The 13993-nt window shown below is 76.0% G+C and carries 8 protein-coding genes; 1 reads left to right on the forward strand and 7 read right to left on the reverse strand.

The genetic code is table 11. The features are described 5' to 3' along the window. Nucleotides 1-41: 41 nt before the first annotated feature. Together QMZ92_RS19130 and QMZ92_RS19135 are read right to left on the reverse strand one after the other, a co-directional pair. The gene (locus QMZ92_RS19130) at nucleotides 42-404 is read right to left on the reverse strand and encodes a DUF4180 domain-containing protein (protein WP_283298584.1); all 363 of its coding nucleotides are present in this window, start codon (nucleotides 402-404) and stop codon (nucleotides 42-44) included. 272 nt (nucleotides 405-676) lie between these two features. Further along, nucleotides 677-1105, reverse strand: a complete 429-nt coding sequence (locus QMZ92_RS19135; RefSeq protein WP_283298585.1) for a TIGR03668 family PPOX class F420-dependent oxidoreductase — start codon at nucleotides 1103-1105, stop codon at nucleotides 677-679. A 408-nt stretch (nucleotides 1106-1513) separates the two neighbouring features. Here QMZ92_RS19135 and QMZ92_RS19140 point away from each other — a divergent pair, with 408 nt between their 5' ends. Beyond that, nucleotides 1514-1849, forward strand: coding sequence for a SpoIIE family protein phosphatase (locus tag QMZ92_RS19140; RefSeq protein WP_283298586.1), 336 nt, complete (start codon nucleotides 1514-1516; stop codon nucleotides 1847-1849). 136 nt (nucleotides 1850-1985) lie between these two features. Here QMZ92_RS19140 and QMZ92_RS19145 read toward each other — a convergent pair whose 3' ends face one another. The 5 genes from QMZ92_RS19145 to QMZ92_RS19165 form a co-directional block, all read right to left on the reverse strand. Beyond that, nucleotides 1986-5195: a condensation domain-containing protein gene (locus QMZ92_RS19145; RefSeq protein WP_283298587.1), complete on the reverse strand. Its 3210-nt coding sequence runs from the start codon at nucleotides 5193-5195 to the stop codon at nucleotides 1986-1988. Further along, the gene (locus QMZ92_RS19150) at nucleotides 5185-7068 is read right to left on the reverse strand and encodes a non-ribosomal peptide synthetase (protein WP_283298588.1); all 1884 of its coding nucleotides are present in this window, start codon (nucleotides 7066-7068) and stop codon (nucleotides 5185-5187) included. The genes QMZ92_RS19145 and QMZ92_RS19150 overlap by 11 nt, the downstream gene beginning before the upstream one ends. 1 nt (nucleotide 7069) lies before the next feature. After that, on the reverse strand, nucleotides 7070-9028 hold the full coding sequence (locus QMZ92_RS19155) for a non-ribosomal peptide synthetase (protein WP_283298589.1): 1959 nt from the start codon (nucleotides 9026-9028) through the stop codon (nucleotides 7070-7072). Next, on the reverse strand, nucleotides 9028-12165 hold the full coding sequence (locus QMZ92_RS19160) for a non-ribosomal peptide synthetase (protein WP_283298590.1): 3138 nt from the start codon (nucleotides 12163-12165) through the stop codon (nucleotides 9028-9030). The genes QMZ92_RS19155 and QMZ92_RS19160 overlap by 1 nt, the downstream gene beginning before the upstream one ends. 408 nt (nucleotides 12166-12573) lie before the next feature. Then, a complete protein-coding gene (locus QMZ92_RS19165; RefSeq protein WP_283298591.1) occupies nucleotides 12574-13869 on the reverse strand; it encodes a condensation domain-containing protein in 1296 nt (431 codons plus the stop codon). Between the last annotated feature and the right edge of the window lie 124 nt (nucleotides 13870-13993).

Genomic DNA, 13993 nt, shown 5'->3' on the forward strand with positions numbered 1-13993 from the left:
GCGGGCGGTGCGCGGGCGGGCGGTGCGCGGGCGGGCGGTGCCTAGCCCTTCAGGCGCTCCCGTAGCTCCTCACCGTCGGCGACGAACCACGTCTGACGGCCGCGGTTGCACTCACGGACGAAGTCCCGGAGGGCGGGCGCGGTTTCCGTGTGGGCGGAGATGTCGCCCACGACCGCCAGGCCCAGCCGGTAGTTGACGAACTTCTGCACGATGTCGCCTGCGACGCGCGTGCGGAGCCTGAAGAACGACTCGTCGAACCTCTCGGCGGGCACGGCGACCCAACGAGCACCCTGGTACATCGCGTCACCGATGAGGTCCAGGGCATCGGCTTCGCTGCCGATGGGCTTCCCCGCCGCCGCGCAGAGCAGTACCGGGACGTCGTGGATCTTCTCCAGGGTGGTCATGGCGACCCAACCTAGTTTCCACGGCGGCCGGGCGTCGACGGCATTACCGGCCGTACCGGCACCGGGCCGGGGCCGACGGGCGTGGTCGCCGACACCTCGGCCGCGGCCTCCGATGCCGGCCCCTGCCGGTCGGCCGCACCCGCCTGCGCACGACGCCTGGCCGGTCAACTCCCCGCCGACGAGAAGGGCCCCGAACAGGGGCACGGGCCCCGGCCCCGGACACCCGGCCATGGGGACGCCGGGACCGCACCGGCGGGCGGTCCCGGCCGCCCTCACGAGGCACGCCAGCCGCTCCAGCACACGATGTCGACCAGAACTACGGGGCCGGCGGGAGGCCGGGCGGCGTACTGCGCGTACTTCGCCGTCAGCAGCGCGGCGCAGCGTGCGGCCTCGGGGGACCGGCCCGCCCCAGGGAGCACACGTGCCTCCCCGTCCGCACGGACCCACCACAACCGGTCCCAGTCCTCCTCGTAGTGGTCGGCGAGCAGGCTGACGGCCGGGGCGGCCTCGATGTCGGCCAGGCGCCTGAGCCGCGTCGTGGCCTTCGGCTTGTGGTCCACGGCCGTCAGCACCGTGTCGCCGTCCAGGGCGAACACGACGGGGACCAGACGAGGGCGGCCCGCAGTGCCGACGGTGGCGAGCCGGGCCACCCGGGCCGCCGCGAACCGCTCCCGCGCCTCGGCGCTCGTCAGGGCAGGCATCGCGTCCCGCCTCAGCGGAACCCGAACGACTCGAACGCGCGGTCCTCGAGTGCCGTTCCCAGCCGTGTCGTGCGGATTCCCCGGTCGGTGACGAAGGTCGAGACTCCGGATTTCACAACCGCTCCTGGGGTCGGGTGCGCGAGTCGGGGGCGTGGCGCGCCCGCGCCAGGCGTCCGGGCACGGACCGGGGCAGGGCGCCAAGCGCGTGGTCCATTCTTCCAGGGAGCGGGAAGACGGCGCGCGGACCGGTGCACAGCCGGGCCGGGCCGGGGCCGCCGGGCCGGAGGTGCGGTCCGGCGGACGGCCCGCCCGGCCGTCCGGTACCCGGTCGTGGACACGGCGTGCCGTCCTGCCGTGACCCCGTGCGTACGGCCGCAGGCCCGCCCCGGGGTCGCGTGGACCGCCCGGGTGTCCTCGGCAGCGGCCGGGCTCATGGTCCGCATGTGGGCGATGCCCGGTGGAACCGCCGCGCACGGCCGCCGGCAGCGCGGAGCAGCGCACCGCCGGGAGGTGCACCGGCGCGCCGTGCCGGGAGACGCCGAGCGTGCGACTCCCGGCACCGACGGCCTCGTCGACGACCCGGGGGTGGATCCGGACGACGCGCTCGACTCGCTCGGCGACCTGCTCCGGAGCGCCGATCCGGCCGACCCGGACACCCTGGCGGACACACTCGTCCAGCGCGTGCCCGACCCCGTCGACGACATCGCCCTGCTGCTCATGCGCTTCCGCACGACCTGCGGATGACGTGCGGGTGGTCCGCGGGCCGCCACGCCTCCCCACCGGCCGTGGCTCCCGGCCCGTCCGGTGTCGGCGGATCGTCCCGGGACGGGCACGCGACGGCGGTGCCCGGCGGCCCCCAAGGCCCCCGGGCACCGCCGTCTCAGACGCCGCCGTCGGACACACCGCCGATCATCTCCGCCAGCACCGTCCTGCGCTCCTCCCCCGGGCGGGCCCGGAGAGGTGCGGCCAGGCGGGCGCTGTCGTAGCGCCAGTGGTGGTCGAGATCACGGGGTGTCGTGTCGGTCTCGCGGAACTCACCGCGGGTTCCCAGCAGTTCGGTGAGATCTCCGGCCAGGTCCCGCCAGGAGACGTGACCGCTGCAGGCGTTGGCGACGCCGTGCACGGGCCGGTCGAGGCAGTCGGCCACCGCCCTGGCCAGTGCGGCGGCGTGCACCCAGGCGATCCCGTACCAGGGGTGCCCGCCGGTGCCGGGGCGGGGCAGCTCGATCGGTCCCCCTTCACGGGCGGCCTGGTAGAGGCGGCCGGTGGCGCCCCAGCGGAGCTGTTCACGGAGCCTGTCGTGCGCGCCCCAGACGATCGGTGAGCGCACGGCGCTGGCTCCCCCGCGTCCCTCGGTCCCGGCCGCCCTCAGCAGCATGGCCTCGCAGTCGAGCTTGGCCCTCCCGTACGGGCTCAGGGGCTCGTACGACGGCGACTCCTCGGCGACCCGGTCTCCCTCGGGGTGGCCGTAGGCGTCGACGCTGCTGACGAAGACGAACGGACCGCGCCGCCAGGCCGCCGTCATGGCCTCCATGGCCGCCAGGTCCACCTCGGGCCGGGTGAAGGTGCAGGCCGCGTGGACGACCGCGTCCGCGCCCGCGACGGAGTCCCGCAACCCCTCCGGATCGCCGAGGTCGCCCTCCACGACGTCGACGCCCTCCGCGGCGGCCAGATGGGCCGACTCGGGCCGGGCCAGGGCCAGCACGGGCCGTCCCCGGGCGACCAGTTCACGTAGGACGAACGCGCCCACGCCACCGGTCGCCCCGGTCACCAGCACCGTGCCGGCACGGGTGCCGCGCGGCCGGGCGTGCCCGGACGTGGCTTTCGCGGTCCTCGCGGCGCCGGCGGCGGTCTGCTCGGCCGCCCGGCCGTCGAGCAGAGCGGTGAGCACCCGGGGTGTCCGTGCCTGGAGCACGTCGAGTCCCGTCAGCGGCAGCCTGAGGGCGGTGCGCAGCCGCTCGGCGAGCTGCACCGCGACCAGCGAGTGGCCGCCGAGGGCGAAGAAGTCGTCGTCCGGCGACGGGACGAGACCCAGGAGCGCGGTGAAACCCTCGGTGACCGCCAGGGCACGCGGTCCCGTCGGGGCACCCGGCACGGTGAGACCGGGCAGCCGGGTCCGGTCGACCGTGCCGTCGGCCGCACGCGGCAGCACGTCGAGCAGGGTGACGGCGGCGGGCACGGACTCGGGGGCGAGCGTCCGCCGGAGCAGGCCCAGGAGCTCGTCGCGCGCGGGGCCGAGGCCGTCGCGCAGTACGGCGAAGGCCAGTGGCGGTCCTTCGGCGGGGTGGACCACCGTGGCTTCGGCGACTCGTGGGTGGGCGCGCAGGATCCGTGCGGCCGGGTGCTCACCGGGGTCGTCCGGGCCGGTCCCGGCTGCGGCCGTACCGGCCTCGTGGGCTGACGCCCCGTCCCGCGAGCTCACGGTGGCCGGCCCCTTCCGCCCGCTCACGTCGGTCGACGGCCCGTCCGTGGGGTCGGCGGCGGAGGGTACGTCGCCGGGCGTGTCCGGGCCGGCTCCCGGCCCGGTGCCGGAGCCGAACGCCGCGCCGGGAGCCGGAAGCCCGCTGAGCGGAAGTCCCGGGTCGGAGGCCGCCGTGTCGAGCAGCGCCGCGTAGTGCCGGGCGGTCGCCTCGGCCACGGCGTCGTCCAGCGCGGTCCTGTCGTACTGGACGAGCGCCGCTGGCTCCGCCGGGTCGCCCAGCCCCAGCCCCAGCCCGAAGGACAGGTCGAACTTCGCCCCGGTGGCCGGCAGGTCGACGTACTGCGCCGACGTACCGGGCAGCCGCAGCACGGTGGGCTCACCGAGAACGTCCGAGGTGACACGGACGAGCGCGGTGCCGTCGACGCCGCGCGCGCCGGCGCCGAGGCGTTCGAGGACCAGGTCGAACGGGATGTGCAGGTGGCGCTGGGCCTCCAGGAGCGCGTCGCGCACCCGGTCCAGCAGTTCGGCGAACGACGGGTCGCCGGAGGCGTCGACCCGTACGGGCAGGGTGTTGACGCACAATCCGACGAGGCCGCGCATGGCGGTTCCGCGACGGTGGGTGCCGGCCACTCCGATGACGAGGTCGTCGTCGCCGGTGAGTCGGTGCAGGGCGGCGAAGGCCGCGGTGAGCGCCACCGCGAAGAGCGTGGCGCGCCGCTCGGCACCCAGTGCGCGCAGGGCGCCGGGCAGTCGTGGGGCGAGCGGCACGGTGCGGACGGCCGCCCGCCGCGCGGCGCCGTCCCGAGCGGCCGCCGGGCGGGGAAGCCGGGGCGGCGCGGCCTCGGCCAGCAGGCTGCTCCAGCGGCGCAGCCCGTCCTCGAGGCCCGGGGCCGCGGCCTGTTCGCGGCGCGCGTGGTCGACATACTGCGGTGGTGCGGCGAGACCGTGCCCGCCGGTTCCGTCGACGGCCGCGGTGTAGAGGGCGGCGAGCTCCGCCGCGACCGTCTCCAGTGCCCCGCCGTCGAGGGCGATGTGGTGGAACGTCAGCAGGACGGTGTGGTCCTGCTCCCCGTGACGCAGGACCAGCGCTCGTACCGCCTCCCCGGCCGCGAGGTCGAACGGGCGCGCGACCTCCCGCTCCAGAGCCTGCCGGGCGTCCGCCTCGGTGCTGCCGACCACGGGCACGGGCACGGCCCGCGGGGCCGGGAGCACCTCCTGGTACGGCTCACCGCCGTGCTGGGAGTAGCGGGTGCGCAGGATCCCGTGCCGGCGCACCAGCCCGGTCAGTGCGGTGCCGAGCGCGGCCGGGTCGAACGGACCGCGCACCCGGGTGGCGAACGGCACGTGGTAGGAGTCGCCCGAGCCGCCGAGCCGTTCCATCAGCCACATCCGGCGCTGGGCGCGGGAGAGCGGGGCCCGGCCGCCGTCCCCGGCCTGCGACGCGGAGCCGGGCCGCGTCGGGTCGGGCCGCGTGTCGTCGGTGCGGGCGGCGACGTCCTGCCGCGCGTCGCCGGCCGCTCCCGGGGCGACGGCACCTCGGCCGGACGTCTCCGGAGCGGACGGGGCGGGTGCGGCCGGGGTGCGTCGGGCGGCGCGGGCGCGGCGCAGCAACTCCTGCTGGAGTTCCCGCCGTCGGGCCGGCGGCACGGGGTCGGCGTCAGTGGGCATCGCTGTGCTCCGGGGTCTCGGGGTGGAGGTCGCCGTGCGCGGCCAGCAGGGCACGCTCGACCAGAACGGCCTGGCCGGCGACGGTCGGGGCGGCGAAGAAGTCGGCAAGGGCGATCTCCACACCGAGTTCCTCACGCAGGTCGTCGGTGACGGCGAGGGCGAGCAGCGAATGGCCGCCGAGGGCGAGGAATTCGGCGTCGGCTCGGGTGACCTCGCTGCCGAGTGCCCGGCTCCACACCTCGGCGACCGCCTGCTCCAGCGGTGTCATCGGCGACACGGGCGTACCGGACGCACCGCCCTCGCCGGTGCCATTGAGTCCGCCGAGCGCGCGCCGGTCGACCTTGCCGGACGGCGTGAGCGGCAGCTGCTCCACCACGGTGACCGCGTCGGGCACCAGATGGGCGGGCAGGACGTCGCTGAGCCGGTCGCGGAGCGCCGCGGGGCGGGGCACCGGGCCGGGCGCGGGTACGACGAAGGCGACGAGGCGTGCCTCAGGGGTGCCCGCCCGGTCGACGGTGACGGCGGCGTCGTCGACGTCGGGCCGCTCGCGCAGGGCGTGTTCGACCTCGCCGGGTTCGATGCGGAATCCGCGGACCTTGACCTGGTCGTCGTTGCGCCCGTGGAAGTCGAGCGTGCCGTCGGGACGGCGGGAGACGATGTCGCCGGTGCGGTAGAGCCGCCCGGCACCGGGATGGTCGACGAACCGCTCGGCGGTGAGCGCGGGCAGGCCGGTGTAACCGTGGGCCAGCCTGCTGCCGCCGATCCACAGTTCTCCCCGGTCCCCGTCCGCGACCGGGTGGCCGTCCGCGCCCAGGACGTGCACGGTCGCGCCGGCGATGGGCCGGCCGATCGGTATCGGGCCGTCGCAGTCGGCCCGGGTGACCCGGTGGGCGGTGGCGAAGGTGGTCGTCTCGGTCGGTCCGTAGCCGTTGACCAGCTCCAGCCACGGGAAGGCGGCCAGCACCTCGCGGGCCTGGGCGGCGGCCAGCGCCTCGCCGCCCACGACGACCGACCGCAACTGGTCGAAGACGCGGGAGCGGCGGGCGGCGAGCTGGTGGAAGAGGGCGGTGGTGAAGAACGCCACCGTCACACCGTGGCGTTCGACGTGCCGGGACAGGTCCTCCAGGGAAGGGCGCTCCACGGTGCACACGACGACCGCGGCGCCGTTGGCCAGCGCGGCCCACACCTCGAAGGTCGAGGCGTCGAAGGTCATCGGCGAGTGGAAGAGGACCCGGTCCCGCGCGGTGACGGTGACGTACTCCGGTGCGGTGACCAGTTCGGCGATGGCGCCGTGCGGAACGGCGACGCCCTTGGGACGTCCGGTGGAGCCGGAGGTGAACATGATGAACGCCGGGCTGTCCGGGTCGGCTTCCTCCTGGAGACCCGTGCCGTTCAGCGGTTCCTCGGGCAGTGCGAGCACGGGGCCGGCGAACGCGGACGCGTCCAGCAGCTTGGCGTCGCCGACGGTGAGCGTCACCTCCGCGTCGGCGGTCATCGCCTCGGTGCGCGACCGGGGCTGGGCGGGGTCCAGCGGCACGCACACGGCTCCGGCCCACCACAGCGCGAGCTGCGCCACGACCGTACGGGCGGAGCGGGTGGTGAGCAACGCGACCCGGTCGCCGCGGGTCACCCCGTGGTCGCGCAGGCGTGCGGCGAGCGCACGACCGGCCGCGACCAGCAGGCCGTAGGTGAGGGTGGTGTCGCCGTCGACCACGGCCAGGGCGTTCGGGTCGAGTTCGGCGTGCCGGGCGACGAGCGCCGGCAGGCCGGTCCGTGGTGCCGACGGCCGGGCTCCGGGGTCGCCCGGGGCGGCGGGCGGCGGCGCGGTCACGTCCGTCGTGGTGTCGAGGGGCTGCGGGGTGCGATGTGACATCTCAGGCTCCTGCCGGCCGTGCGGTCCGGCGCTCGTCGAGGAGGGCGGCGAAAGCGCGCAGGTCCGGGCTGCGCAGCAGTTCGGGTGCGCGCAGGCGGACGCCCGTCCGGCGCTCGACCGCCTCCAGCAGCCGGGCGGCGACGACGGAGGTGCCGCCCGCGTCGGTGAAGTTGTCGCCGAGGGAGGTCCCGGGCCGGCCGAGGAGGTCCCGTACGGTCGCGAGGACCAGCCGTTCGGCGGGTGTCGCCCCACCGGCGTCGCCGGAGGGGGCCGCGGAGCCGCCGGGGGCGGATGTCTCCGCCGCCAGCGCGGCCCGGTCCACCTTGCCGTTGGCGTCCAGGGGGTAGCCCTCGACGATGCGCACGGCGGTGGGCACGGCCTGTTCGGGGAGCCAGGCGCGGACCGCCGCCAGCAGGTCACCGGTCGCGGGCCGGGTGCCGGCGGCGGGTCGTACGTGGGCGACGAGGCGTGCGTGGCCGGACTCGTCGCGCAGCACGGTCACGACGGCGCTTCGGACGTCCGGGTCCCGCTCGAACGCGGCCTCCACCTCGGCCGGTTCGATCCGCACGCCGCTGATCTTGACCTGGTCGTCGAGGCGCCCCAGGAACTCGAGGCTCCCGTCGGCGGTCATCCGCACCCGGTCGCCGGTGCGGTAGAGACGGTCGACGCCGGGCAGCGGCGGGTCCTGCGGCGGGGCGGCGAATCGCCGTGCGGTCAGCTCGGGGTCGAGGTAGCCGAGCGCCAGACAGTAGCCGCCGATGCGGAGTTCCCCGTCCTGCCCGCGGGCGACGGGCCGGCCGTCCTCCCCCGTGACGACGACCGTGACGCCGGGCAGGGGGGTGCCGATGGGCGGCGGGGTCGCACTGCCCGCCTGCGCGTCGGTGCCGCGCATGGCGTACGTGGTGGTGACGACGGTGGCTTCCGCGGGTCCGTAGGCGTTGTGGACGGTGGCGTTGACGTCGCGACCGGGCCGGCGGCGCATCCGGTCGCCGCCGACGACGAGGTGACGCAGGCTCAGGTCCTGGGGCCACGGCCGGTCCAGCAGCGGTTCCACCATCGGGGTGGCCGCCACGGACACGGTCACGGCGGCGTCGCGCCACCAGTCGGTGAGGACGCGCGAGTCCCAGCGGACGTCGTCGGGTGCGGGGACGAGGGCGGCTCCGGAGGTGAGCCCGGCCCACAGCTCCAGCAGGTGGGGGTCGAACGCGACACCGATGAGCAGGGACTGGCGGTCGCCGGGTGCGAGACCGGTCTCGGTCCGGTACCAGTCGAGGGCAACGGACAGGGCGGGCCCAGCCACCGCGACCGCCTTGGGGCGGCCGGTGGAACCGGAGGTGAGGACGGCGTACAGGGCGCCCTCGGGCGCTCGTCGCGCGCCGGCCGCCGGGGCGGCGAAGGCGGCCACGGGGGCGGTGGGCGCGTTGCTGCCCTCGACGGGCAGCGGCAGGGCGGTCAGGTCCCCGGCACGGTGGCGGGCGGGCAGGACTCCGGGGTCGCCGACGAGGCAGGCGACGTCGAGGTCCTCGGTCACGGCCTCGGTGCGTCGCTCGCCGGGGCGGGGGCCGAGCGGCAGGTAGACGGCACCGAGGCGAGCGAGCGCGACGGCGGTCACGACGAGGGCCGCCGAGCGGTCGAGGCAGACGCCGACCAGGTCCCCCGGTCCCACGCGGTCGCGCAGGGCGGTGGTGACGCGCGCGGCGGCGGTGGCGAGTTCCCGGTACGTCCAGGTGCGGTCGCCGTCGATCACGGCGGGGGCCTGCGGGGTGCGTCGGGCCCAGTCCTCGAAGCGGGCGAGCACGCCGGTCGGTCGGGCCGCGGGGCCGTGGGCGACGCTCAGCGGGGTGCCGTCGGGGTCGCGGGGGACGGCGGCGGTGGCAACGGCGGGCCCGGTGCCGGCGGCCTCGGCACCGCGGGCGCCGGCGCCGGTCGTGGGGTCAGGGGTGGTCAGGGGCTGGGTCATCACGACTCCGTGGAGAGGGTGGAGGTGGCCGCGAGGGCGTCGGCCTGGTCGGCGAGCACGGGGTTGCGGAAGAGCGCCCTGAGCGGTGGGCGGGTGCCCAGCCGGGGCTCCAGCCAGGCCGCGAGCTCGGCGGCGAGCAGCGAGTGGCCGCCGATGCGGAAGAAGTGGGAGCGCGCGTCGAACCGGCTGTGGCCGAGGACCTCGCGCCAGCCCTCCGCGAGCAGGGCCGTCATCGGATCGTCCGGCGCGAGGGCGGGCGAGGACGCGGCCGCGGCGGGTGCCACGGGTTCCAGTGCCGCCGCTCGACGGGCGAGCACCGTCCGGTCGGGCTTGCCTCCGGCGAGGGTCGGCATGGTGTCGAGCAGGGCCCAGCGTGCGGGGACGAGGGGACCGGGCAGCCGGCGGCTGAGCTCGGCGTGCAGCGTCTTCTCGTCGAACGCCGTGCGGCCGCCGCCGTCCTCGAGGAAACCGACGAGCCGGGGGCCTCCGGCGGTCTCGCGGTCCAGGACGACGGCGCAGGAGCGGCCGCCGAGTGCGGCGGACGCCGCAGCCTCGATCTCCTCCAGCTCGATGCGGTGCCCTCGGAGCTTGATCTGGTTGTCCCGCCGGCCCAGGAAGTACAGGAGGCCGTCCAGTCCGCGGTAGCCGAGGTCTCCCGTCAGATAGACGCGCTCCCCGCCGAGCGCGTCGACGGTGACGAAGCGTGCGGCCGTCGCCTCCGGGTTCCCCGCGTACCCCTCGGCGAGACCGGGCCCGGCGATCGCGAGTTCACCGACGGCGCCGGGCGGCAGCGGGCGGCGGTGGGCGTCGAGGACGTGGACGCGTTCGCCCGGGAGTTCGGTGCCGAGGGGGATCTCGGCACCGTCGGCGAGGGCGTCGCGGGAGATCTCGTGAACGGTGGAGCTGATGGCCGCCTCGGTGACGCCGTACGCGTTGAGGACGGTCGCCCCGGTCTCGGCGAGGACGTCGCGGAGGGCGTCCGCGGGAAGGCGCTCGCCGCCGAGGACGAGCAGCCGCGGTGCCCAGCTCCCGTCGCGCAGTGCGGGACGCAGGTCGTCACGGGTGGCGAGGAAGTAGCTGGTGGGCAGATTGGCGACGGTGACGTGCGCGGACGCGAGCAGGTCGGCGAGCTCCGCACCGGTGGGCACCTCGTGGTCGGGGACGACCAGGCACGCCCCGGCGTACAGGGTCGGCAGCACCTCCTCCAGCGCCACGTCGAAGGACGGCTGCGCGAACATCAGGACCCGGTCCCCGGCGGCGAGGCCGAACCGGCCCGCGACCGCCGTCACATGGTGTTCCAGCGCCGCGCGCCCGACGGCGACGGGCTTCGGCGTCCCGGTGGATCCGGAGGTGTGGATGACGTACGTGGTGCCGGGGAGCACCGCGGCCTCGCGTGCGCGGGGAAGCACGGGTGCGTCGACCCGGGCGGCGGGCAGTCCGTCCGGTACGGCCGGGCCGCCCTCACCGGTGAGCACGAGTGCCGGGCCCAGCCGTTCCAGGAGCAGTGCGAGCCGGGCGGGCGGGTCGGAGGGGGACAGCGGGCAGTGGACCGCGCCGGTGCGCAGGCAGGCCAGCAGCGCGACGACGGAGTCGGCCCCCCTGGGCAGGACGACGGCCACCGGCTGTCCGGGGGTCACCCCCGCGGCACGCAGCCGCTGCGCGAGCGAGTCGACGCGCGCGTCGAGTTCGCCGTAGGTGAGGCGCCGTGCGCCGGACAGCAGGGCGGGCAGGGACGGGTCGTGGCCGGCCGTGGGATCGAGCGGGTCGCGGTCCTCCGGCACGGGGACGGCTTCGGCGGCCGGCGCCACGGCCGCGGGCGCCAGGTCGGCCAGCGCGGTCTCCGGGGCGTCGAGGTAGGCCCGGAGCAGGTCCAGGAAGCGGCCGGCGAGCATGCGTGCCACGTCCTCGCCGAAGAGGTCGGCGTCGTAGTCCCAGACCAGCGTCATACCAGCAGCGCCGTGGCGCGGGGTGACACCGCGCCGGTCGTCCGGCAGCAGTACGACGTCGAGGTCGAACCGGGTGGTGCCGGTGTTGAACCCCTCGAAGAGCGTGATGTCCAGGCCGGGTACATCGATCTCGGGGAGCGGGGCGTCGTGGGCGCTGAACATGACGGAGAACAGCGGGTTGTCGGCGCCCGAGGAGTGCATGCCGAGCGCGCGCGTCAGCTCCTGGACGGGCACGTCCTGGTGCGGCAGGGCGCGGATGAGGGTGTCGGTGACCTCGTCCATGGTGTCCTGCGCGGGCGCGCCGGCGTCCAGGGCGAGCGGCAGCGGGATGGTGTTCACGAACATGCCGACGGAGTTCTCGTAGCCCCGGGGCCGGTTGCCGACGGCCGTGCCGACGACCATCCGGGAGCGTCCGCTGTGTCGGCGCAGCAGTTCGGCGAAGAGTCCGAGGAGCGTGGCGAACGGGGTGAGGCCGCGGGAGCGGGTGTGCTCGTGCAGCCGAACGGCGAGGTCGGCCCCGATCGACTGCCGCAGCTGCGCGCCGTGGTGCCTGCGCCCGGCGCCGGGGCGGGCGAGGCCGGGCAGCGGCAGGTCGTGGGGCTGGTCGCGGAGTGCCGTCCGCCAGAAGTCGAGGCTCTCGGGGGCGAACGCGGCCTCGGCTCGGGTGAGGACGTGGTCCGCGTACGACGCGGCGGGCGGGAGCTCCGCGGGCTCGCCGAGCACGTGCGCGCGGTAGACGCCGAACACGTCGTCGAGCAGGATCGCGAAGGAGTGACCGTCGTGGATCAGGTGGTGCTCGACGTGGACCAGGCGGTGGTGGCGCTCCGCGAGACGGACGAGTGTCCAGCGGAGCAGCGGGGCCTCGAAGGTGTCGAGCGGTGACTCGGCCTCGGCCCGCAGCAGCTCCGCGAACGCCGCCTCGGGGTCCTCCTCCCCGCTGATGTCGACCGTGCTGAGTCTCGGCCGGCACTCCTGCGCGACCCGCTGCCCCGGTACGGAACCGGTGGAGGCGACGAGTTCGAGCCGCAGGCCGGGGTGGCGCTCCAGGGTGGCGGCGAGCCCGCGGCGCAGCGCCTCGGTGTCGAGCGTGCCCCAGAGGTCGAGTGCGGCGGTGAAGTTGTAGGCACGGCTGCCCGGCTGCATCTGCTCGTGCAGCCAGACGATCTCCTGCGAGGAGGAGAGCGGAAGCATGGGCGATCCCTGAGGTCGTCGGGTCGGTTGTCCTGCGCCGGTCACGGTCGTGGCCGGCGGCGGTCGTACGAGCGCTCCGCGGGTCGCGCGGTGGCGCTTCGGACGGAGGTACGTCGGGGTTGCGTCGTACGTCGGTGGTGCGGCGGGGTGGTAAGTCGAACGTCGGTGGCAGGTCGGGTTGGCTCGTGCCGCCGTACGGTGCCGTGGTGTGCGCGGGACGTGGTGGTGCGCGGGACGTGGTGGTGCGCGGGACGTGGTGGTGCGCGGGACGTGGTGGTGCGCGGGACGTGGTGGTGCGCGGGACGTGGTGGTGCGCGGGAGTCCGGACGCCGGGGCGGATCGCGGGGCACCGGCTTGGTCATGCCGGGCCCTTCGTCCGGGCCGCGCCGCCACGCCGTGCGGGGAACGTCAGTCCATGGCCCACCCCGGTGGGCGCAGCGTGCCGGTGAGGGCCTCGAACGCCTCGTTCGCCGTGTGGTCGTCCAGGACCGCGCGGTCCCAGACCATCCGCACGCGGAGTTCGGCCCCCTGGGTGACGGACACGGCGAAGGGAGCCCGGACCGCCCTGCCGTCGACGTGTATCTCCCGCCCTTCGACACCGCCCAGCCGCAGCGGCGGTCGGCGGCGGTCGTCGTCCACGGTCAGCAGTCCGTCGAGGCGTCCGGTCCAGCCGGAGCCGGCGGACCGTGCCGCACTCACGACCGCGTCGAAGGGCGCGTCGGCGCGGTCGAGGTCGTCCCACCAGGCGTCGGCGGTCACCTCCGGTGCCGGTCCGTGGCCGGTGGCGGCCGGGAAGACGACGGTGTTGAGGAAGCAGCCGACGACCGGCTCGGCGCCGGTGGGACGGCCGCCCCAGGGGTAGCCGAGCGGCACGACGCCGCCCGGGCCGTACAGCGCACGTGCGGCGGCGCGGCAGGCGTCGAGCAGTTCGGGGAAGGGCACGGTGTCGTCGTGGGCCGGCAGCCCGACCTCGGCCGAGCCACTCGGGAGCCTGCCGTCGGGTACGCGCTCCGGGCGCGGCGGCGGGGCCTGTTCGCGTACCGCGCGGAGCCGGTCCGCCCAGTACGCGGCGGCTTCGGGCGTGTCCGCCCGCTCCTCCGCGGCGAGTTGCAGCAGGACGGCCTCACGGTAGGCGGAGAGTTCGGCCTCCGACTCCTCGGGGGCGGGGCGGTCGGCGGCGGCGCTCTCGGTGTACGCGACGCCGAGTTCCTCGACGATCCGGGCCAGCGAGCGGCCGTCGCACACGGCGTGGTCGAGGACGACGGCGAGGACGTCGTCCGCCCTGCCGCCGGCGTCGCGTACGAGGAACAGCCTCAGCGGTGACCCGTGCGGGTCCCAGCTGGCCAGCGCGCGGCGGAGCGTGTCGGCGGGCAGCTCGCCGGGAACGGCGGCGGGCCGGGTCACGGGGACCTCCGGATCGCCGGCGACGAGCACGGGCGTTCCGCGGACCACGGCGGGGCGCGAGCGCAGGGCCGTGTGCCGTGCGGCCAGGCGGCGGGCCGCTGACCGGAGGCGTTCGACGTCGACGGTGCCGGACGGGAAGGCGAAGAACATCGGCACCACGTCGGGGCGTCCCGTCGGGTCCAGCGAACGCACCAGTACGAAGCGGCGCTGTGCTCCGGTGACGGGCAGCAGTGCGTCGGTCCGGTCGCCGGCGGTGAGGTGCCGGTAGCGGGCCAGGTACTGGCTCGTGATGCTGAGCACGTGATCCTCTCTGTCGTCGCCGCGGTTCCGCGGGAGGGCGATGGGGCGCGCGATGCGGGCGGGCACCGGCGCGGGTCCGGAACGGTGCGGCGGTGGGGCACGGTCCGGGAGCGGGGTCCGGGCC

It is taken from the genome of Streptomyces sp. HNM0645 (assembly GCF_030056615.1).
Taxonomy (GTDB): domain Bacteria; phylum Actinomycetota; class Actinomycetes; order Streptomycetales; family Streptomycetaceae; genus Streptomyces; species Streptomyces marianii.